Genomic DNA, 20728 nt, shown 5'->3' with positions numbered 1-20728 from the left:
ATGATAAAAAGACAAAGGCGGTCATTTGACCGCCTTTTGCACATCAGTAAAAGACCAAAAGAGATAAACGCTATGAGCACCTCAGATACCATTATTGCCCAGGCAACACCTCCCGGTCGCGGCGGCGTTGGCATTTTGCGCATTTCAGGCCGTGCGGCGCGGGATGTGGCACTGGCTGTCTTAGGTAAGCTGCCCAAACCCCGCTATGCCGATTATCTGCCGTTTCAGGATGCAGACGGCAGTACGCTGGATCAGGGCATCGCGCTGTGGTTCCCCGGCCCGAATTCCTTTACCGGCGAAGACGTGCTGGAGCTACAGGGCCACGGCGGCCCGGTGATCCTCGATTTACTGCTCCGTCGCATTATCGCGCTGGAAAACGTACGTATCGCGCGTCCCGGTGAATTCTCTGAACGTGCCTTCCTCAACGATAAGCTCGATCTGGCACAGGCCGAAGCGATCGCCGATCTCATTGATGCCAGCTCCGAGCAGGCGGCCCGTTCGGCGGTCAACTCCTTGCAGGGCGCGTTTTCTCAGCGAATTCATCATCTGGTGGAAGCACTCACTCACCTGCGAATCTTTGTGGAAGCGGCGATCGACTTCCCGGATGAGGAAATCGACTTTCTGTCTGACGGTAAAATCGAAGCCAAACTCAACACCGTGATGGGCGATCTTGATGCAGTACGTGCCGAAGCGCGTCAGGGCAGCCTGCTGCGTGAAGGGATGAAAGTGGTGATTGCCGGACGTCCTAACGCCGGAAAATCCAGCCTGCTGAACGCCTTAGCGGGGCGCGAGGCGGCAATCGTCACCGATATCGCCGGTACCACCCGCGACGTGCTGCGTGAACATATTCATCTTGATGGCATGCCTCTGCATATTATCGATACCGCCGGTCTGCGCGAAGCCAGCGACGAAGTTGAGCGTATTGGTATCGAACGTGCATGGAATGAGATCGAACAGGCTGACTTAGTGCTGTTCATGGTGGATGGCACGACAACTGCCGCGACAGAGCCTGCTGACATCTGGCCAGAGTTTATGGCGCGCCTGCCCGCTACATTGCCTATCGTCGTAGTACGCAACAAAGCCGACATTACCGGCGAAGCGTTAGGCCAGACCGAAGTGAATGGTCACTCACTTATTCGCCTTTCCGCCCGCACCGGTGACGGTGTCGATTTGCTGCGTGATCATCTTAAACAGGTCATGGGTTTCAATCACAACATGGAAGGCGGATTCCTCGCCCGACGCCGTCACCTGCATGCGCTGGAAGACGCCGCACAGCATCTGGTTCAGGGTAAAGACCAGCTGTTAGGCGCGTGGGCCGGTGAATTGCTGGCAGAAGAGTTGCGTCTTGCGCAGCAGTCGCTCAGCGAAATCACCGGCGAATTCACATCCGATGATTTGCTGGGAAGGATCTTCTCGAGTTTCTGTATTGGTAAGTGATTTAGCCGCCTGAACGGAAAAACCCACATCGCAAAATGTGGGTTTTTTATTATCTTTCACTCAATGCCCTGACCGCACTTTATAAACTCGTCCGGTCTGCACGTTAACGTTCAATCTTGTTCAGAGCTTGAAACCCGCGACCACGGTTTCCAGCTGAACGGTTTGATCCTGCATCGCCTGAGCGGCGGCAGACACCTGTTCCACCAGCGCGGCGTTTTGCTGCGTGGCGTTATCCAGCTGGGTGATCGCTATATTAACCTGCTCAATGCCGAGACTTTGTTCCTGACTGGAGGACATGATTTCGTTCATCAACGTCGCCACGTTATTTACGCCGCCCATCACTTCATCCATCGTCGTACCCGCCGTGGCCACCAGTTGGCTGCCGGTGGCAATATCCGCCACCGAGTCTTCGATGAGTTTTTTAATTTCCCGGGCAGACGTGGCCGAACGTTGTGCCAGACTGCGTACTTCCGACGCTACCACCGCAAAACCGCGCCCCTGTTCCCCGGCACGCGCGGCTTCCACCGCGGCATTAAGCGCCAGAATATTAGTCTGGAAAGCGATTCCGTCGATCACGCTGATGATATCGACAATCTTGTGTGATGAACGGGTGATAGAGCCCATGGTCACAACCACTTGTTTCACTACGTCAGCCCCTTTCTCAGCAACGGCAGACGCATCGCGAGCCAGTTGGTTTGCTCCTTCGGCATTTGCGGCATTTTGTTTCACCGTGCTGGTAAGTTCTTCCATCGAGGCGGCCGTTTGCACAATCGAGCTGGCCTGTTCTTCGGTTCTCGCGGAGAGATCGAGATTTCCGCTGGCGATTTGCCGCGATGCCGAGGTAATGGCCATACTGCTGTCACCGACCTGGCGCAAGATAGATTGCAGGAAAGTCAGGAAGCTGTTGAAACTCTGGTTAATAGCATTGAACTCAGGGCTGCGACTGTCCGGTAAACGACGGGTAAGATCCGCGCCCCCGGCAGAGAGCTGACTGATGTTTTTATGCAGCGCAGACAGCTGGCGCATGAAAATTTTGATGGCGACGATCAGTACGATTAACAACAGCAAGACCATCGGGATTTGCACCATCCCGAGACTGGCAAGAATGCTGTGCGTGCGCGTCAGCAACTGGCTGGTCGGCATATCCGTGACGATGTACCACGGCCCCTGAATGTTGCTCATAAACATCGTGTGGGACGTGCCATCGTTGTCATAATCTGCTACCAGATTCGACTGCCCCTCGATCTGATCGAGGCTTTTGCGGATTTGCGCGGCAAGCTGGGATTGTTCTCCCAGTGACGCCAGTTTTGGCAGCTTTTCATCGCTGGTGTGGCTGGTGCCGACAATCGTGCCGTCTTTCTCAACGATGTAAATCGTCGCATTGACCTTTTTCTCCATCCCCGTCACCAGCTGGTTAAAGAAGCCCAGCGTGACATCGATGGTGGCTACACCCCACTGTTTGTCGCCTTTGTAAATCGGCATCGCGCAGTTGGTTCGCGGCTGGGTGCTGGCGTCGTCGAAATAGGCCGGAGCCCAGACGCATTGCCCTTTTTCACCTTTTGACGCCGCCATATACCAGGATTGTTCGAAGTAATTTGGCGATTCCGCGCTGTTCCAGAAGGTGTTGACCGTCAGTTCATTATTATTATTACGAGCAAAGAAGGTGCTGAATTTAATTTTTGCGGGATCGCGCTGGTTTGGCAGCGGCCAGATACCCCCGCCAAAGACTGCGGCGTCACCATACTGATCAACCAGCGCAGGCAGCAGGCGATCAATGCTGTCGCTGTCCATCTGTGCCACGGTTTGCGTGATGGTACGCACCTGTGACTCTACTTTATTCAGACGATCGTTGATGGCGACCGCCACATCATCTACCTGATTAGCAACCAGATCACTTTCTGTTTGTTTCAGTTGGGGAGCGATAAAGACCTGGATAACAATGAGCGTAACGATGACCAGCACAATAAAAAACAAGCTGATCAATGCGATAAAGCGAGACTGTGTTGTTTTTAACATATTAGGGTACTCACCGGCAAAGCAGCGAGATCGCTGCTTAACTACTAACGGCATTTTCTGATGTTTCTTTATGTTGCTATAGTAGATATATCTGGTGGTCCGATCATCGGGGTGAAAAACCAGAACATCGTGCGCATGAGATTCTTTCTCACTATGAAGCTAACAACGTGATAGCGTTCACTAAAGCGTTATGAAAAACTTTCTGAAACGTAAAAAAACTGTGGTGTATCGCGGGTTTTAAGCGGTTTTTAATGATTTCTCTTAATGTTATTCTTATCGCATGTTGAGAAAATATGGTCGAACCATTAATCATGGAGTGAACAATGGCGTGCCATTTTGCAAGATGGGCAGTAACGGACGCAGAACCTGATACACACCGGGTGCCCAGAGACATCGTATTATCCGCAAGAAACCTTTCCGAAAAACAGTGCCGGCGCTTTCTGAACGGTCGCGTTCTGCTGGCAGAAATGATTTTCTATTTGTACGGCATTCCCGAGTTGCCAAACGTCATCACCTTACCCAGCGGTCGTCCAAGCTTTGAATCTCCCGATTTGCCGGATTTCAGCCTGGCCTATGCCGGCAGCACGGTCGGGGTGTTGATCAGCAGCGAAGGCAAAGTCGGGCTGGATCTCGAAATTATTCACGCCCGCAGCGCGCTGGTGAATCCTCAGCAGCAGGTGCAGTTGTCCGCCGTCGAAAAAACCTGGATTGCCATGCAATCCGATCCGATCGAGTCCTCGCTGCAATTGTGGTGCATTCGCCAGAGCATGCTGAAGATGTCTGGCATCAACGATCAAAATCCGCTGACGCTCAGCTTAAATCCGGCCTCCGGGCGTTTACGCTCCACCGTCACGCCGGAAGCGCAGGTGATGAGCGACATTGAAGGATCGATAACCTGGGCCTGCGCGCAGTCACCGTCGATTATCCGTTTGCAGTGCTGGCGCTATGAACCGGAAAACGGATTTACCCGCACGCAAACCCTGTCAGTGGATCAGCAATCTGAATCGCCGCACTACATGAAATTTATCAGCCTGCCGCCAGCTAAATAAAACTTCACCAATGTTTTCATTAACGTTGTATATCGTGGTGCGGCTTTTCGTTTATGGTAGAACCCTACGTTAACCAAAGCAGGAGAAAGCCATGTCAGCTCAGCCACTGAAGTTTGTCACACTGTTAGGGAGTCTTCGTAAAGGGTCTTACAACGCTATGGTGGCGCGCTCGCTGCCGAAAGTCGCGCCAGCCGGCGTCACCATTGAGGCACTACCCTCTATCGGCTCAGTGCCGCTATACGACGCCGACGTTCAGCAGGAAGAGGGTTTCCCGGCAGATATCGAGGCCATTGCGGAACAAATTCGTCAGGCCGATGGTGTGATCATCGTGACGCCAGAATATAACTACTCGGTACCGGGTGGCCTGAAAAATGCCATCGACTGGATTTCCCGTCTGCCAAACCAGCCGCTGGCCGGTAAACCGGTACTGATCCAGACCAGTTCAATGGGGCCGGTTGGCGGTGCTCGCTGCCAGTATCATTTGCGTCAGATTCTGGTCTTCCTCGATGCGATGGTGATGAACAAACCGGAGTTCATGGGCGGCGTGATCCAAAGTAAAGTCGATGAACAGACCGGCGAAGTGATCGACCAGGGCACGCTGGATTTCCTTAAAGGCCAGCTCACCGCCTTTGCTGATTACACCCATCGCGTCAGTAAATAATTCCCGCATTACCCAATGCAAAAAGCCCGCTCACTGTTTAAAAGTGAGCGGGCTTCTTAATGTCGAAGACGGTGTTCTTACGAATTAATGCCCGTCAACAAACGCGATTTTCAGCACGAACAGCAACGCCACGACCACCACGCACGGGCTGATTTCTCTCCAGCGGCCGGTGCCCAGTTTCATCACGACGTAAGAGATAAAGCCCAGCGCAATACCTTCGGTAATGGAGAAACTGAACGGCATCATTACGGCTGTCACAAACGCCGGAACGGCTTCGGTCAGGTCATCCCACGATACGCGCGCCAGACTTGAGGTCATCAGAACGCCGACATAAATCAGCGCGCCCGCAGCGGCGTATTCCGGAACCATGCCTGCCAGCGGTGAAATAAAGATAACCAGCAGGAACAGCAAACCGGTGACCACAGCCGTCAGGCCGGTACGGCCACCCACAGAGACGCCTGAGGTGCTTTCGATGTAAGCACCCACTGATGATGTCCCGATGAATGCGCCCGCCACAGAGGCCACACTGTCGACATACAGCGCCTGCTTCATCTGCGGGAATTTACCCTGCGCATCGGCCAGCCCGGCTTTGTCGGTCACGCCAATCAGCGTACCGGAGGAGTCAAACAGGTTAACCAGCATAAAGGAGAAAATCACGCCTGCCAGACCAATGTTTAGTGCGCCTTTCAGATCCACCTGACCAACTACGGTGGTGATGCTCGGCGGCATCGACCAGAAACCTGTGTAATGCACATCGCCAATCGCCAGACCAATCAGCGTCGTAACGACGATAGACACCAGCACCGAGGCGTGGAAATTACGCGACGCCAGCACGGCAATAATGAAGAAGCCCAACACGCCAAGCAGTACGTTGTGCGAGGTCAGATTGCCGATGGTCACGATAGTGTCCGGGTTCGGCACGATGATCCCGGCGTTTTTCAGCCCCATCATGCCGATGAACAGCCCGATACCGGCGGTGATCCCCACGCGCAGGCTGATGGGAATATTGGCTATCATCCAGTAGCGGATGCGGAAGATGGTCAGCAGCAGCAAACCGACAGCGCCCCAGAAAATCGCCCCCATCCCGACTTGCCACGACACGCCCATCGCGCCCACGACGACAAATGCAAAGAACGCGTTTAGCCCCATCGCCGGTGCCAGCGCTACCGGCAGGTTAGCAATCACACCCATCAGGATGCTGCCGAACGCGGCGATCAGGCAGGTGGTCACAAAGACGGCCTGCTTATCCATGCCCGCCACGCCCAGGATTTGCGGGTTCACGAAAACGATGTAGACCATAGTCAGAAAGGTGGTTAAACCCGCGATAGTTTCAGTGCGAACCGTGGTGCCGTGCTGCGTCAGTTTAAACAAACGCTCAGCCAGCCCTTTTCCACCGGTCGCGTTGCTGTGTGGTGTGCTCATGTGTGAGTTCCAAAATGGGGGAAAAACAATCGGGGGGTATCCTAAGGATTTTAGCCGGAAAGCGCCAGCACTGGATGGGGGCAGGAAGACTGACCGCAGTAGCGGTCAGTCCACGTTGGCGATAAATCAGTCTTTAAGCACCGCGAGGTCATGCGCCAGCATCCGTTTTTCCAGCTCTACCAGCGAGCGCAAGCCATCGGCCAGCGGCAGGGTTTTATCATTGAAGATTTCCAGCGACCATGGGCCGCTGAAGCCTTTTTGATTCAGCGTACTGACAAAATCCACCAGCGGTAAATCACCCTGTCCGGGATAACAACGGTAACTGCGGCTCCATTGCTGGACGTTCATGTCTTTATAGGGCGCGTCGGCCAGTTGCAGGAAGCTGATTTTATCCAGCGGCACTTCGTCCAGCCGGTCGAGATTGTCACCGACAGCAAGAACATGAAAACTGTCGAGCACAATGCCCAGAGCCGGATGATTCACTTCGCGTACGCGATCCCATGCCTGCAGATAGCGGTTAACGTGTTTCCCCCACGCCAGCGCTTCATAACCGATGCGAATGTCGTACGGCTGCGCCATTTCTGCCAGCGCAGCGAGATCGGCAATCTGAACGTCACGTTCGGCTGAGCTGTCGGCATCGGTATTGCTGCATACCAGCAGGTGATCGCAACCCAGTTCGCTCATCAGATCAAACTGACGTCGCGCGCTGGCGAGCTTCTCCGGGCGTTTTTCCGGCGCAACACCTTCGAAATCGCGAAAAGGCTGCTGCAGGAAAATCTGCAATCCCAGGGAGTCGGCCAGATTACGGATAGCGACCGGTTTAACCGGATTTTTCAACAAGTCATCTTCGAAGATTTCCACGCCATCAAATCCCGCCGCGGCGATGGCCTTAAGTTTTTCAGGCAAGGTTCCGGGCACAGAAACCGTCGCAATGGAGCGCAATCGTGAAGTTACTGGCAAAATAGCATCCTTTTTTTCAGGTTTCGGTTCTTACAGTAGTGGACCCTGATCCCCGGTTCGTCAAGTGCCACGGGCGGGTGTGAATGCACGGATTGTCGCCCGGCGGATTGTAACTGAGCGAATCAATGGTTAATCTCTGGGGCGTGAATGTGGTTAATGATGAGGGTAAGACGCTGAGCAGCCAAAGTTCCCCGGCGCCGGGACGTAAAAATGATCCGATAGGCCTGAAACAGCGTATTTTTGACAGCGCGCTGGCCGAATTCGCCGAGTCTGGCCTGATGGGCGCGCGGATGGAAAATATCGCCTCCAACGCCAACACCACAAAACGCATGGTGGTTTACCACTATAAGACCAAGGAAGCGCTGTATTTACTGGTGCTGGAACACGTTTATCGTGGGATCCGCCAGCACGAGCTGGACCTGGATTTATCGGCGTTTCCGCCCGCCGAAGCGATCGTCAAGCTGGTAGAAGCCAGTTTTGATTTCCACGTCTCGCATCCGGAATTTATCCGTATTGTTTCGACCGAAAACATGCTGCGCGGGCGCTTCATCCGCCAGTCCACCAGCATCCGTGAGATCAACAAATCGGCCTTAACGGTGCTGGAAGATATTCTCGAGCGTGGCAAACAGAGCCATCTGTTTAAGGACGACGCGCAGGCGCGTGACGTTCACCGGCTAATCAGCAGCCTGTGTGTGCATCAGGTGGCTAACCAGTACACTTTCGGCGCATTGTTTGAAAATCCTGACGAAGTGGATCTGCAGGTCGCGCATTATCGCCAGCTGGCGGTGATGGTGGCGCTGCGATATGTGATGAAGTAACCGCTGATCGGACAGCAAAAAGGCCTCGTGTGAGGCCTTTTTTGTTTTCAGGATTTCGCTGACCGATCAGTCTTTTTTAGCTTCTTTGCTGTCTGTCAGCAGCTTATCTAATGCATCGCCGCCAACGTGACGGAAATCCTGACCTTTCACAAAGTAGAAGATGAACTCACAAATGTTCTGACAACGGTCGCCAATACGTTCGATAGAACGGGCACAGAACAGCGCGGTCAGGACGCTTGGAATGGTGCGCGGATCTTCCATCATGTAGGTCATCAGCTGGCGCACGATGCCTTCATATTCCTGATCCACTTTCTTGTCTTCGCGGTAAATACGTACCGCTTCGTCCAGATCCATGCGCGCGAACGCATCCAGTACGTCATGCAGCATCTGCACGGTGTGGCGGCCCAGTGATTCCAGGCTGACCAGCAATGGCTGATGCAGATGCGAGAATTTCTCCAGCGCGGTACGGCAGATTTTATCCGCCACGTCGCCGATACGTTCCAGCTCGGAAATGGTTTTGATAATAGCCATGACTAAACGCAGGTCGCTGGCAGTCGGCTGGCGCTTGGCAATAATGCGCACGCAGGCTTCGTCGATCGCCACTTCCATCATGTTCACTTTGTCATCGCCTTTGATGACCTGCTGCGCCAGCTCCGCGTCCTGATTGTGCATCGCGGTAATAGCATCCGTCAGTTGCTGTTCAACCAGACCGCCCATCGCCAGCACCTGGGTGCGGATGTGCTCAAGCTCTGCGTTGAACTGGCCGGAAATATGTTTGTTTAAGTTCAGGTTATCCATTTTTCTTACCTCAACCGTAGCGGCCAGTAATGTAATCTTCAGTCTGTTTACGCGCTGGCGAAGTGAACAGCGAATCGGTGTCGCTGTATTCGATCAGTTCGCCCAGATACATAAACGCAGTGCGGTCTGAACAACGCGCAGCCTGCTGCATGTTGTGCGTCACAATCACTACCGTGTAATCGGATTTCAGTTCAGTGATCAGCTCTTCAATACGGCCGGTGGAAATCGGGTCCAGCGCCGAGCAAGGTTCGTCGAGCAGCAGCACGTCAGGGCGGATCGCGATACCGCGCGCGATACACAGACGCTGTTGCTGGCCGCCGGAGAGGCTGTAGCCGCTCTGATGCAGTTTGTCTTTGGACTCATTCCACAGCGCCGCTTTGGTCAGCGCCCACTGCACGCGTTCGTCCATATCGGTACGGGAAAGCTTCTCAAACAGACGCACACCAAACGCGATGTTGTCGTAAATCGACATCGGGAATGGCGTTGGCTTCTGGAACACCATGCCGACTTTGGCGCGCAGCAGGGCGATATCTTGTTTATCGACCAGAATATTTTCGCCATCGAGCAGGATTTCGCCTTCTGCATGTTGCTCAGGATACAGCTGATACATTTTGTTAAACGTGCGCAGCAGCGTGGATTTCCCACAGCCGGACGGACCGATAAAGGCGGTCACTTCGTTCTTGGCAATATCCAGGGAGATATTTTTCAGCGCGTGGAATTTGCCGTAATAAAAGTTCAGATCGCGTACCTGAATCTTGCTGTTGGATGCGTCAGTCATTCTCAGACATCTCTCTTATTCGTGCGCCGCATCGCGACGCCGGGAAAACAGTGACGGCAGCCGTTATCGGCTACCGTCAATCATGAATTATTGTTTCTTCTGCGCGAAAATCACACGCGCCAGAATGTTCAGCAGCAGCACGCACAGAGTAATCAGCAGCACGCCCGCCCACGCCAGTTGTTGCCACTCGCCAAACGGGCTCATCGCAAACTTGAAGATAGTCACCGGCAGGTTGGCAATCGGCTGCATCATGTCGGTGCTCCAGAACTGGTTGGAGAGTGACGTGAACAGCAGCGGCGCGGTTTCACCGGCGATACGGGCAATTGCCAGCAGGATACCGGTGATGATGCCGGACACCGACGCTTTCAGCGTGATGGCAGAGATCATCTTCCACTTTGGCGTACCCAGTGCGTAAGCCGCTTCGCGCAGGCTGTCCGGCACCAGTTTGAGCATGTTTTCAGTGGTACGGATAACGATAGGGATCTGCAGCAGCGCCAGCGCCAGGACGCCCGCCCAGCCGGAGAAGTGCCCCATTTTTGCTACCATAATGGTGTACACAAACAGGCCGACGACGATAGAAGGCGCGGAAAGCAGAATGTCATTGATGAAACGAATGAACTCCGCCAGCCAGGATTTGCGGCCATATTCAGCCAGATAAATCCCCGCCATCACGCCCAGTGGCGTACCGATCACGGTCGCCCACAAAATCAGTAATCCGCTGCCCGCGATGGCGTTCGCCAGACCGCCGCCCGCCGTATTCGGTGGCGGAGTATTCTCGGTGAACAGCGCCAGTGACATTCCGTCGACGCCTTTCACCACGGTGGTAAACAGGATCCACACCAGCCAGAACAAACCGAACGCCATGGTCATCATTGAAACCAGCAGCGCCAGACGATTTTTCTGGCGACGCCATGCCTGACGTTTACGGCGCGACTCCAGCAGTTCAGGGGTGCTTTGCATTTCGAGTGTCGTCATCTTAACGGCCCTCTTTCTTAGCCAGACGCAGGATCATCACTTTCGACAGCGCCAGAACGATAAAAGTAATCACGAACAGAATCAGGCCCAGTTCCATCAGCGCGGCGGTGTGCAGACCGGCTTCAGCTTCGGCGAATTCGTTAGCCAGCGCTGAGGTAATACTGTTGCCCGGCATGTACAGCGAGACGCTGTCGAGCTGGTAGGTGTTGCCGATAATAAAGGTCACGGCCATGGTTTCACCCAACGCGCGTCCCAGCCCTAACATCACACCGCCAATCACGCCGTTTTTAGTGAACGGCAACACGATGCGCCAGATCACTTCCCACGTCGTACAACCGATGCCATAAGCGGACTCTTTCATCATCACCGGCGTTTGCTCGAACACGTCGCGCATTACCGAGGCGATGTAAGGGATGATCATGATGGCGAGGATCACACCCGCAGCCAGAATACCGATACCAAATCCGGGGCCGGCGAACAGGGCGCCAACAATCGGGATGCCGGACAGTACGTCACCGACCGGCGTCTGGAAGTATTGGGCAAACAGCGGTGCAAAAACGAATAAACCCCACATGCCGTAAACAATGCTGGGAATAGCCGCCAGCAGCTCAATGGCGATGCCCAGCGGACGTTTCAGCCAGTTCGGTGCCAGTTCGGTGAGGAATAACGCGATACCAAAGCTGACCGGTACAGCAATCAGCAAGGCGATAATCGAGGTTACGACGGTACCGTAAATCGGCACCAGTGCGCCGAACTGCTCGTTCGGGGCGTCCCAGGTTTTATTCCAGAGGAAGGATAAACCGAACTTTTCAATGCTCGGTAAAGAAGCAATAAACAGCGAGACGATAATACCGCCCAGCATTAATAACACGATCAGCGCTGCCAGTTTAACCAGCGCGCCAAAGATGATGTCACCGTTTTTGCTTGGTGCCTTAATAGCCGGCTTGTATTCAGCCATACCACTCTCTTTTAATTCAGATTTAATTCCCTCCCCGGCCGGAGAGGGAATGAAGCAGAAGACTTGTACTCTATATCAGACGGAAGGTCAGATCCTAGTACAGTGCTTTGCCGCTGGAATCTTTAATATTGGTTTTCCATGCTGCGCGGATCTGTTCAACCACAGAATCAGGCAGTGCGGCGTAATCCAGATCGGTCGTCAGCTTGTTACCGTTTTTGTAAGCCCAGTCGAAGAACTTCAGTACTTCAGCGCCTTTCGTTGCATCTTGCTGGTCTTTATAAATCAGGATGAAGGTGGTGGAGCTGATTGGCCACGCGTTATCACCTTTCTGATTGGTCAGATCCTGAGCGAAGGTTCTCTTCCAGTCAGCGCCTTTAGCCGCTGCGCTGAAGGATTCTTCAGTCGGGGTGATAGCTTTGCCGTCGGCATCCACCAGTTTGGTGTAAGCCAGATTATTTTGTTTTGCGTAAGCGTATTCTACGTAGCCGATTGAGCCTGGCAGACGCTGTACGAATGCGGCCACGCCGTCGTTACCTTTACCGCCCAGACCGGTAGGCCAGTTAACGGTAGAGCCGGAACCGATTTTCTCTTTCCACTCGTTGTTCACTTTCGCCAGATAGCTGGTGAACACGAAAGAGGTACCGGAACCGTCAGCACGGCGAACAACCGCGATGTTGGTGTCTGGCAGTTTCACGCCCGGGTTCAGCTTGGTGATCGCCGCGTCGTTCCACTTTTTGATTTTACCGAGGTAGATATCACCCAGCGTTGCGCCGTCCAGCGTCAGCTGACCGGATTTGATGCCAGGGATGTTCACAGCCAGTACCACGCCACCGATCACGGTAGGGAACTGGAACAGGCCGTTTTTGTTCAGATCTTCTTCTTTCATCGGGGCGTCGGACGCGCCGAAATCAACGGTTTTGGCGATGATTTGTTTCACGCCGCCGGAAGAACCGATACCCTGATAGTTAACCTGATTGCCAGTTTCTTTCTGATAAGCATCCGCCCACTTAGCGTAAACAGGTGCAGGGAAGGTACCGCCAGCGCCAGTCAGGTTAGAGGCAGCGAAAGCAGACATTGCTGTGAGGGAAAAAGTCGCTGCTACAAGACCGGCGACGGTGTTACGCATCAATTTCATGTTCCACTCCTGGTGGTTTTAAACTTCCCGACTTATGTCGACGTTAATTAAAGTGTTTGGCACAGGAGGAAAATAGGACAGTTTGGTGACAGTAAAATGTACGTAATATGACAGTTTTATGACAGAGGTCGCCATTTAGGCAAACGCTATTGCCATGCGCGCTTTAAGGCTTCGACGGCCAGAACAATATCGGGGACTTTTACACAAGCAAAACCCAGCACCAGCCCATAGCGTCCCGTTTGTTCCTCTGAGCTGTCAGGCAGCCACGAAGCGCTGAGTGGTGTGATTTCAATACCCACAGAGAGTGCCTGTGCAATTAAACGCTGTTCTGTTTCAAGGTTCGCTAAACGAATGGTGACATGCAGACCGGAGGAGACCTGCGGCATGTGACCAATGTGGCCGAGATGCTGGTTCCAGGCGTCGAGCAAGGCATTGCGCCGGGCCAGCGCTGCGCGCCGCATTCGGCGGCTGTGCTGCTGGAAATGCCCTTCGCTAAGGAAAAGTGCCATTGCCATCTGGTCATTCATCGGTGGCTGACGACTGGCCATTGTGCGCACCAGCAAAAATTGCTCCACCAGCTGCTTCGGTGCCACCAGATAACCTAAACGCAATCCCGGATACATTACCTTAGAGAAAGAACCGATATACAGCACCCGGTTGCTCTGATCGATAGCCGCCAAAGGAGTGAGTGGCGTACCGCTGTAACGGTATTCTCCATCGTAATCATCTTCAATAATCCAGGCTTTGTTCTGTTCTGCCCATTGCAGAATCTCCATCCGGCGCGCCATAGAGAGCGTCGCTCCCGTCGGATACTGACAGGACGGGCTGACATAGGCCATACGCGCTTTGGGGATCTGTTGTAAATGCCCGGTCTGTAGTCCCTCCTCATCGACTCCTATCCCATGCATTTTGACACCCAGGCAGGAGAATGCCCCTGCGGCAGCCCAGTAGCAGGGGTTTTCAATGACGACTTCATCTTCGGGGCGTAACAATAATGCTGAGCAGATCATAATCGCCTGTTGCGCGCCCAGCGTTATGACGATTTGTGAAGGATCACACTTTAAACCACGGGAATGGCGCAAATATTGCGCAATCAGCTCCCGCAACTGCGGCTCCCCCGCAGGATGCCCATAACCCATATGGGACATCGGTTCACTGCGCCAGAAGCGGGTTTGCAACCGGCTCCAGATATCAAAAGGAAAAAGATCTATTGCCGGCATACCAATACGGAATGCTTTGGGCACTCCTTCGTGGATACGGTGTTGGTTGAACAACGACGCCATGGGCAGGCGGTAACCAATGTGCAGTTGCGGCTCAGCCATGGAGTTATCGCCGGGGTGCAAGGTTTTCGGCGGCGAGTGTAGCTGCGCGACGTAGGTACCATCACCCACCCGCGTTTCGATAAAACCTTCAGCGAACAGGCGTTCATAGACGTTAACCACCGTGTTACGGGAGATATCGAGCATTTCCGCCAGCTCGCGGCTGGCAGGAAGTTTCACCCCGCTGCTTCTCGGGTTCCCTATAATCAATTCACGCAATGCGTCATAAAGCTGTATGGATAGCTTTCGTCCAGGCTTTAGGGTCAGTCCGGTAATTTCAAAAGGTAAGGAAGCGGGCAAATTGGCACCTTTATATAGGGGTGTTTTGGCTCTTTTATACATCCAATACCAGGAATAGCATAGCTCCATAATGTTAAACCCTATGGATATGCTTTTTTTTGCGCAACCAAAGGGACTCCATCTCTGCGAGGATTATTTATGTCTGCTCCAACTACTGTGATTTACTCGGCCAAAAAAATCATCACCATGTGTCCTTCTCAACCGGAAGCAAGTCATGTGGCAGTCAAAGACGGACGGATCCTGGGTGTTGGTTCACTGGATGAGCTAAAAGAATGGGGCGAATGTGTTGTTGATAACACCTTTGCCGACAAAGTTATTATTCCAGGCCTGATTGAAGCCCATTCACACGCCACCGGTGGCGGTATGTGGCAATTCCCTTATGTCGGTTTTTATGATCGCCCTGACTACACGGGTAAAATCTGGAAAGGCTGCCGCTCCTTTGATGAAGTAGTTGAAGCGCTGCAAAAAGTCGAAAGAACCATGACTGATCCAAACGCGCCACTGATTGCCTGGGGCGTCGACCCTATCTACTTCGGCAGCGAAAAACTGGGCCGCCAGCATCTGGATCGCGTGTCGACCACCCGCCCGGTGGCCGTGATCCACATGAGCATCCACTTGATGGGCGCTAACACAGCAGCACTGGCTGATTGCGGCATTTTTGCTGACAGCGAGATCGAAGGCATCGTTAAAAACGAAGATGGTTCGCTGCACGGTGAGCTGGTTGAGTTTGCTGCCATGGGTCCGGTGCTGCAAAAGTACGGTTTTTGGGACGCACTGACCACCGAGCGAGCTATCCATAATTTTGGTCAGGAAGCTTTCCGCGCAGGCTGTACTTCAGCCGCCGACATGGGCTTAACGGATTTCGATAACCCTGAGCTGGCCGCCAACTATATCCGTATGACCCGCGCTGAAGACTTCCCCATCCGCCTGCTGGTGGCTTACGGCCCTCCGTTTGTGAAAAAACCTTTTATTGAAGCCGTAGAGTTCGCGGTCGATGTGATGAAGCACGGTCATGACAAAATGATTTTCGGCCCGATGAAGATTTTCCTCGATGGTTCGATTCAGGGCGGTTCAGGCAGAATGTTAGCTCCGGGTTATTTCAAAACCCAGAAGAATGGCGCCTGGAATGCTACCCCTGCCGAAGTTGAAAATCAGGTGTACGAAATCATGAAACGCGGTTATCAGATCCACTGCCATTGCAACGGTGACGAAGCCTCGGAAGCTTTTATCCAGGCCGTCGAGAAAACCCTGAACCGCATTCCGGCAGCGAATCATCGCGCCACCATGCAGCATGCTCAGATGCTGCGTGAAGATCAGTTCAAACGCATTAAAAGCCTCGGCATGTGCGTTAACTTCTTCAGTAACCACATCTACTACTGGGGTGATCAACATTACAGTAAAACCATGGGGCCGGAACGTGCTAATCGGATGAATGCCTGTGGCAGCGCGGTTCGCCACGGAGTTCCGTTTGCTTTCCACAGCGACTGCGGCATCACACCAATTAACCCGCTGTTTACCGGCTGGTGCGCCGTGAACCGTGTGACCGCCTCAGGGCGGGTATTGGGCGAGCGCGAAAAAATCAGCGTTGAGGATGCTCTGCATGCCATGACCGTCGGCGCCGCGTACACCATGAAGGTCGATCATCTGATTGGCAGCATTGAGTGCGGCAAACTGGCTGACTTCACCATTCTGGAAGAGAACCCTCTGACCGTTGAACCGATGCATCTGAAAGACATTCAGGTCTGGGGCACGGTGCTTGGCGGCAAAGTACAGCCAATTTCCCGATAGTCTGTTCCCCTGACCTGACCGGTCAGGGAACCCCTTTTTAGACAGGATGCCTATCCGCCTGGAAACAGCCGGACGGCTTCCTGCTGCCCATTTTTAACAAAATTTGATGAGGTATTTTTTATGGCGACACATGCCACCGAGCCACTGGCTGTACCTTCCTCCACCGCTTCGGTGTCAGGATGGGCCAAATGGCTTCCCTTACTGGTGCTTTGCCTGGCCCAGCTGTCCACTTCAGGTGATAACGCCACACTGAGTATCGCCACCGGTGCGCTGGTTAAAGATCTCCATGCTTCCATGGATTTAATCAGCATTGCTAACGCCATGTACTCTCTGGCGGCAGGCTCACTGATGGTCGCGGCCGGAATGGTCGGGCTGATTATCGGCTGGAAAAAAACTTTCCGTATCGGCTGTGCACTGCTGTTTTGCGCCGAACTGACTGCCTTCTTCTCACCGAATATGCAAATTTTCACCTACGGTGCCCGTCTGCTTTCCGGTATCGGCGGCAGCTTTATGATCCCATCGGTTCTGGGGCTCATCGCCAGTAACTTTAAAGGCCGTGATCAGGCCGTCGCTTTCGGCGCCATCGGCGCGGCCAGCGGTGTCTCTTTTGCAGCTGGCCCTCTTATCTGCGGCACGCTGGTAGATCAGTTTGGCTGGCGTTACGCTTTCGCAGCAATCGCCTGCCTGTGCGTAGTAATTTTCGTCGGTTCTTTCATCATCCCAACGCCGGCAAAACCAGAACGCAAAGTACGATTCGACTTACCGGGCGTCGTGTTGACTGTCATCGGTCTGTTCAGCGTCATTCTTGGCTTCCTGAAAGTTTCCAGCTGGGGTTTGTTCACGCCGTTTGCTGCGCCGTTCACTCTCTTTGGGTTAAGCCCTGCGCCATTCCTGGTGCTGTTTGGTTTAGTCGTGCTGGCTTTGATGCTGAAATGGGAACGTCATCGTGAGGCTTCTGTTGGTAGCGCACTGATCCCGATGTCCTTCTTATCGACACCACAAGTTCGCAACGGTTTATATCTGACCGCCTTTATCTTCCTGGCCTATGGCTCAGGTATTTTTGTGACCGTCAGTTTTGTGCAGGTTGTGGCGGGACTGAACGGTATCCAAACAGGCCTGATGATATTACCGTTCGCTTTAGGCGTGGTTATCTTCTCGCTGGGGCTACCGGTGGTGTGGAAAAATGCCAATCCGAAACGTATGTGTCAGTCAGCATTGTTGATAGGTACTCTCGGCTCGGTGCTGTGCATTTTCGGCTTCGGCCCTTCCAGCTTCTCTATGATTGTACCGATAGGTATGTGTTTGATTGGCGTGAGTATGGGAATCGTCTCGGCCTATTCCAGCTATATTGTAACCAGTGGATTGCCATCAAGGGATGCACAGCAGTCAGGCGGCGTACAGGCAACATCCCGTAATGTCGGCCAGGCGATTGGTGTTGCAGTATGCGGCATGGTGATGCTGACAGCAGTGACCATGGGTGTGCAGGGGGCAGCGCGTAGCGATCCGGCTTTAAGCCCGGACACTCAGACCAAAGTATCTGAAATGACCGTGATCCCTTACCTGAGTGACGCGGGCTTCTCTGCCCTGATGCTTGACCATGGCATTGTACAAAAAGACGTTCCTGCTTTGACGCAGGTTTATCAGACGTCCAGATTAAACGCGACTCGTGCCGGGATGATTGCCACCGCGCTAATGACAGTCCTCTTCCTGTTCGGTACGCGTAATCTGCCAACTAAAACCAAAGTTGCAGCGTCAGATAACCTCGCAGAGGATCGTAAAAAGAAAAACTAATGTTATAGCTCGGGTAATAGCCTAATTATTATCCGATATTTTTAGCGCGCACCCTGTTTGCAGGTTGCGCGCTTTTGCGTAGCTGAAATCATTAGGAAAATACTATGGCTGAGAAAATACGCCTTAACCGACAGGCCATTGGCTTGCCCCTTCTGGTTCTGTGCCTGGCTCAGTTTCTGGCGTCGGCAGATAACGTTACCCTAAGCATTGCCACCAGCGCACTTATCCGCGATCTCGGTGCCTCAATGTCACAAATCAGCACCGCAAACACCATGTATCCGCTGGTTGCGGGCACATTTATGATTGCCGGTGGCATGTTGGGATTGATTATTGGCTGGCGTAAAACCTTCCGCACCGGCTGCATTCTCTATTTTTTAGCTGAGATCATCGCGGTTTTCTCGCCTTCAATAACGGTTTTCATCTGGGCGGCAAGGATACTGGCAGGCATAGGCGGAAGTCTGATGATCCCGGCGGTGTTTGGGATTATTACTGGCAGTTTTCAGGGGCGGGAGCAAGCAATTGCCTTTGGTGCGCTTGGGGCTGCCAGCGGTTTTTCTTTTGCGATGGGCCCGGTGTTGTGCGGTTTGCTGCTCGATACGCTGGGCTGGCGCTGGGCTTTTGGCGTTCTGGCCGGGCTGGCGATTGTGATACTGGTTTGCTCAAGCAGGGTTCCCTCCCCGGCAAAACCCGAAAAACGCGTTAACTTTGATTTTGCAGGTTTTATCCTCTCAACACTCGGCCTGTTTTTAGTCGTGTTTGGAATTTTGCAAATATCAACCTGGGGTCTCATCACTCCGTTCAATCCTCCTTTCACTTTTTTCGGCCTCAGTCCGGCTTTGATGCTGGTCGCAAGCGGCCTGCTTATTCTGGTCGTCGTGCTGCGTTGGGAAAAATTCCGCGAAACAGTCACTGGCAGTGCCATGATCCCACAGTCATTTTTACGCACGGCACAGGTTCGCGCCGGGCTTTATCTGACCATGTATATTTTCTTCGCGTACAGTTCGGGGATTTTCGTCGTCGTCAGTTTTGTGCAGGTGGTGGCAGGGCTGGACGCCGTACATACCGGCCTGATGATCATTCCATTTGCCGTCTGCCTGGCCGGTTCGTCGATGGGCTTACCGCTGATTTTCCGACAGCGTAATCCACGCCGTCAGTGCCGGGCTGGATTACTGCTGGGAATGGCTGGATCGGCGATCACTGCTTTGGGCATTCACGGACTGAGTTTTAACACGACAATAGTGACGTCGGGACTCTGTCTGATCGGAGCCAGCATGGGCACCGTAGCAGCAAACGCCCCCTTTCTTATCACAAGCGCGCTGCCGGAGCGTGACGCTCAGCAGTCCGGAGGGATTCAGGCGGCAGCCAGAGATATCGGGCAGGCATTGGGCGTGGCATTAGTCAGTATGGTGATGCTGACCGCTATGACATTTAGCATGAAGAAATTTACAGCCGAAGTTTCAACAATGAGTCTGCAAACCTTTCAGACGGTAAAAAACCTGACGGTTATTCCTTATCTTAGCGATGCAGGGTTTGAGTTGATGATTGTAAAAGAGGGGGCTAATCCGCAGGACCTTGTAGCACTGACGCCGATTTATCAGCGTTCACGTGCGAGAGTTACCCGCGCAGGGCTGTTTTCGATGACGATAATGACACTGCTGTTCCTGATGGGAACAGGAAAAATTCCGGTGACGCTGGAAGGCTCTGATTTGAACGTTGGAAAAGCACGAAAAAATTAACTACTGAGCCGGCGAGGAATTAAAGCACTCTTTAACCCGTCACTCTTCAGACACGGAGCCTTCAAGCTGTCTAAATAATGCGGTCCGTTCATCACTGGTCAGTTCACGCGATTCCCCCAACGGCAGCTTATCCAGATGAATATTCATGATCCGCACACGTTCAAGCCGTGTCACTTCAAAACCAAAATGCTTCGACATACGGCGGATCTGACGGTTAAGTCCCTGCATCAGCGTGATACGAAAGACATATTCCGACTCTTTCATCACTTTGCAGGCTTTGGTCACCGTGCCCAACATCGGGACGCCGGAACTGAGGCCCAGAATAAATGCGTCGGTCACTGGCTTATTGACGGTCACCACATATTCTTTTTCGTGATTGTTACCGGCGCGCAGAATTTTGTTCACCAGACAGCCGTGATTGGTCAGTAAAATCAGCCCTTGCGAATCTTTATCCAATCGCCCGATCGGAAAGATACGCTTACTGTGATGGATGAGCGTACCGATGTTATCCGGCAGATTTTCATCCATCGACGTAATGATACCCACGGGTTTATTCAACGCGAGCAGCACCAGATCGGTTTCATCTCGTTGCTCTATAGGCTGGCCATCGACCTTCACGACATCGCCGTCAAAGACCTGTGCGCCAAATCCGGCCAACGTATCGTTAATCAATACCCGCCCGTTTTCGACATAACGGTCAGCATCACGCCGCGAACATATGCCGCTGTCGCTGATGTATTTGTTAATCCGAATGGAAGAAGAGATCGGCATTGCGCAGAGAACCTCT

At 53.2% G+C, this 20728-nt stretch carries 15 protein-coding genes and 2 pseudogenes; 7 read left to right on the top strand and 10 right to left on the bottom strand.

Annotation, left to right across the window (positions count from 1 at the left end):
- Positions 1-72: 72 nt before the first annotated feature.
- Positions 73-1437, top strand: coding sequence for a tRNA uridine-5-carboxymethylaminomethyl(34) synthesis GTPase MnmE (gene mnmE / locus AC0Z7K_RS08700; RefSeq protein WP_213051689.1), 1365 nt, complete (start codon positions 73-75; stop codon positions 1435-1437).
- Positions 1438-1557: 120 nt separating this feature from the next.
- Here the strand turns inward: mnmE and AC0Z7K_RS08695 are convergent, their stop codons facing one another.
- A complete protein-coding gene (locus AC0Z7K_RS08695; protein ID WP_413529938.1) occupies positions 1558-3453 on the bottom strand; it encodes a methyl-accepting chemotaxis protein in 1896 nt (631 codons plus the stop codon).
- Positions 3454-3776: 323 nt separating this feature from the next.
- Here AC0Z7K_RS08695 and AC0Z7K_RS08690 point away from each other — a divergent pair, with 323 nt between their 5' ends.
- Positions 3777-4502, top strand: coding sequence for a 4'-phosphopantetheinyl transferase family protein (locus AC0Z7K_RS08690; RefSeq protein ID WP_485613970.1), 726 nt, complete (start codon positions 3777-3779; stop codon positions 4500-4502).
- A 91-nt stretch (positions 4503-4593) separates the two neighbouring features.
- Positions 4594-5163 (top strand): NADPH-dependent FMN reductase, encoded by a 570-nt coding sequence (locus tag AC0Z7K_RS08685; protein ID WP_413529936.1) that lies wholly within the window; start codon positions 4594-4596, stop codon positions 5161-5163.
- 84 nt (positions 5164-5247) lie between these two features.
- Here AC0Z7K_RS08685 and AC0Z7K_RS08680 read toward each other — a convergent pair whose 3' ends face one another.
- Positions 5248-6585 (bottom strand): NCS2 family permease, encoded by a 1338-nt coding sequence (locus AC0Z7K_RS08680; RefSeq protein ID WP_413529935.1) that lies wholly within the window; start codon positions 6583-6585, stop codon positions 5248-5250.
- A 153-nt stretch (positions 6586-6738) separates the two neighbouring features.
- Positions 6739-7527 (bottom strand): annotated as a pseudogene (locus AC0Z7K_RS08675) (sugar phosphate isomerase/epimerase family protein); the annotation flags it as partial.
- Between the two features lie 143 nt (positions 7528-7670).
- On the opposite strand from AC0Z7K_RS08675, the gene AC0Z7K_RS08670 reads away from it, so the two are divergent.
- The gene (locus AC0Z7K_RS08670; RefSeq protein ID WP_413529934.1) at positions 7671-8363 is read left to right on the top strand and encodes a TetR/AcrR family transcriptional regulator; all 693 of its coding nucleotides are present in this window, start codon (positions 7671-7673) and stop codon (positions 8361-8363) included.
- A gap of 66 nt (positions 8364-8429) precedes the next feature.
- Here AC0Z7K_RS08670 and phoU read toward each other — a convergent pair whose 3' ends face one another.
- The 6 genes from phoU to pdxR form a co-directional block, all read right to left on the bottom strand.
- Entirely contained in the window at positions 8430-9161 is a 732-nt protein-coding gene (gene phoU, locus AC0Z7K_RS08665) for a phosphate signaling complex protein PhoU (protein WP_413529933.1), read from the bottom strand.
- 10 nt (positions 9162-9171) lie between these two features.
- Positions 9172-9939, bottom strand: a complete 768-nt coding sequence (gene pstB, locus AC0Z7K_RS08660; RefSeq protein WP_013577692.1) for a phosphate ABC transporter ATP-binding protein PstB — start codon at positions 9937-9939, stop codon at positions 9172-9174.
- A gap of 87 nt (positions 9940-10026) precedes the next feature.
- On the bottom strand, positions 10027-10914 hold the full coding sequence (pstA, locus tag AC0Z7K_RS08655) for a phosphate ABC transporter permease PstA (RefSeq protein WP_112165400.1): 888 nt from the start codon (positions 10912-10914) through the stop codon (positions 10027-10029).
- 1 nt (position 10915) lies between these two features.
- On the bottom strand, positions 10916-11872 hold the full coding sequence (pstC, locus tag AC0Z7K_RS08650) for a phosphate ABC transporter permease PstC (RefSeq protein ID WP_112165402.1): 957 nt from the start codon (positions 11870-11872) through the stop codon (positions 10916-10918).
- 94 nt (positions 11873-11966) lie between these two features.
- Entirely contained in the window at positions 11967-13007 is a 1041-nt protein-coding gene (pstS, locus tag AC0Z7K_RS08645; RefSeq protein ID WP_413529932.1) for a phosphate ABC transporter substrate-binding protein PstS, read from the bottom strand.
- 146 nt (positions 13008-13153) lie between these two features.
- A complete protein-coding gene (pdxR, locus tag AC0Z7K_RS08640) occupies positions 13154-14668 on the bottom strand; it encodes a MocR-like pyridoxine biosynthesis transcription factor PdxR (RefSeq protein WP_485613968.1) in 1515 nt (504 codons plus the stop codon).
- A gap of 96 nt (positions 14669-14764) precedes the next feature.
- Here pdxR and AC0Z7K_RS08635 point away from each other — a divergent pair, with 96 nt between their 5' ends.
- The 3 genes from AC0Z7K_RS08635 to AC0Z7K_RS08625 all read left to right on the top strand — a co-directional run bounded on the left by AC0Z7K_RS08635 (position 14765) and on the right by AC0Z7K_RS08625 (position 19941).
- On the top strand, positions 14765-16414 hold the full coding sequence (locus tag AC0Z7K_RS08635; protein ID WP_485613967.1) for an amidohydrolase: 1650 nt from the start codon (positions 14765-14767) through the stop codon (positions 16412-16414).
- Between the two features lie 120 nt (positions 16415-16534).
- Positions 16535-18205: an MFS transporter gene (locus AC0Z7K_RS08630; protein ID WP_485613965.1), complete on the top strand. Its 1671-nt coding sequence runs from the start codon at positions 16535-16537 to the stop codon at positions 18203-18205.
- Between the two features lie 104 nt (positions 18206-18309).
- Positions 18310-19941, top strand: a complete 1632-nt coding sequence (locus tag AC0Z7K_RS08625; RefSeq protein WP_485613964.1) for an MFS transporter — start codon at positions 18310-18312, stop codon at positions 19939-19941.
- A gap of 42 nt (positions 19942-19983) precedes the next feature.
- Here the strand turns inward: AC0Z7K_RS08625 and rluF are convergent.
- A pseudogene (rluF, locus tag AC0Z7K_RS08620) lies at positions 19984-20712 on the bottom strand (23S rRNA pseudouridine(2604) synthase RluF); the annotation flags it as partial.
- Between the last annotated feature and the right edge of the window lie 16 nt (positions 20713-20728).

The organism is Rahnella sp. 1L-D-7-B-C2, assembly GCF_057290995.1.
Note: the sequence above shows the minus strand (reverse complement) of the source record. Positions and strands in the feature narration are given on the sequence as shown.

Bases quoted from the DNA above. Each gene is read 5' to 3' on its own strand.
- mnmE (WP_213051689.1), top strand. From the start codon at position 73: ATGAGCACCTCAGATACCATTATTGCCCAGGCAACACCTCCCGGTCGC.
- AC0Z7K_RS08695 (WP_413529938.1), bottom strand. From the start codon at position 3,453: ATGTTAAAAACAACACAGTCTCGCTTTATCGCATTGATCAGCTTGTTT.
- AC0Z7K_RS08690 (WP_485613970.1), top strand. From the start codon at position 3,777: ATGGCGTGCCATTTTGCAAGATGGGCAGTAACGGACGCAGAACCTGAT.
- AC0Z7K_RS08685 (WP_413529936.1), top strand. From the start codon at position 4,594: ATGTCAGCTCAGCCACTGAAGTTTGTCACACTGTTAGGGAGTCTTCGT.
- AC0Z7K_RS08680 (WP_413529935.1), bottom strand. From the start codon at position 6,585: ATGAGCACACCACACAGCAACGCGACCGGTGGAAAAGGGCTGGCTGAG.
- AC0Z7K_RS08670 (WP_413529934.1), top strand. From the start codon at position 7,671: ATGGTTAATCTCTGGGGCGTGAATGTGGTTAATGATGAGGGTAAGACG.
- phoU (WP_413529933.1), bottom strand. From the start codon at position 9,161: ATGGATAACCTGAACTTAAACAAACATATTTCCGGCCAGTTCAACGCA.
- pstB (WP_013577692.1), bottom strand. From the start codon at position 9,939: ATGACTGACGCATCCAACAGCAAGATTCAGGTACGCGATCTGAACTTT.
- pstA (WP_112165400.1), bottom strand. From the start codon at position 10,914: ATGACGACACTCGAAATGCAAAGCACCCCTGAACTGCTGGAGTCGCGC.
- pstC (WP_112165402.1), bottom strand. From the start codon at position 11,872: ATGGCTGAATACAAGCCGGCTATTAAGGCACCAAGCAAAAACGGTGAC.
- pstS (WP_413529932.1), bottom strand. From the start codon at position 13,007: ATGAAATTGATGCGTAACACCGTCGCCGGTCTTGTAGCAGCGACTTTT.
- pdxR (WP_485613968.1), bottom strand. From the start codon at position 14,668: ATGTATAAAAGAGCCAAAACACCCCTATATAAAGGTGCCAATTTGCCC.
- AC0Z7K_RS08635 (WP_485613967.1), top strand. From the start codon at position 14,765: ATGTCTGCTCCAACTACTGTGATTTACTCGGCCAAAAAAATCATCACC.
- AC0Z7K_RS08630 (WP_485613965.1), top strand. From the start codon at position 16,535: ATGGCGACACATGCCACCGAGCCACTGGCTGTACCTTCCTCCACCGCT.
- AC0Z7K_RS08625 (WP_485613964.1), top strand. From the start codon at position 18,310: ATGGCTGAGAAAATACGCCTTAACCGACAGGCCATTGGCTTGCCCCTT.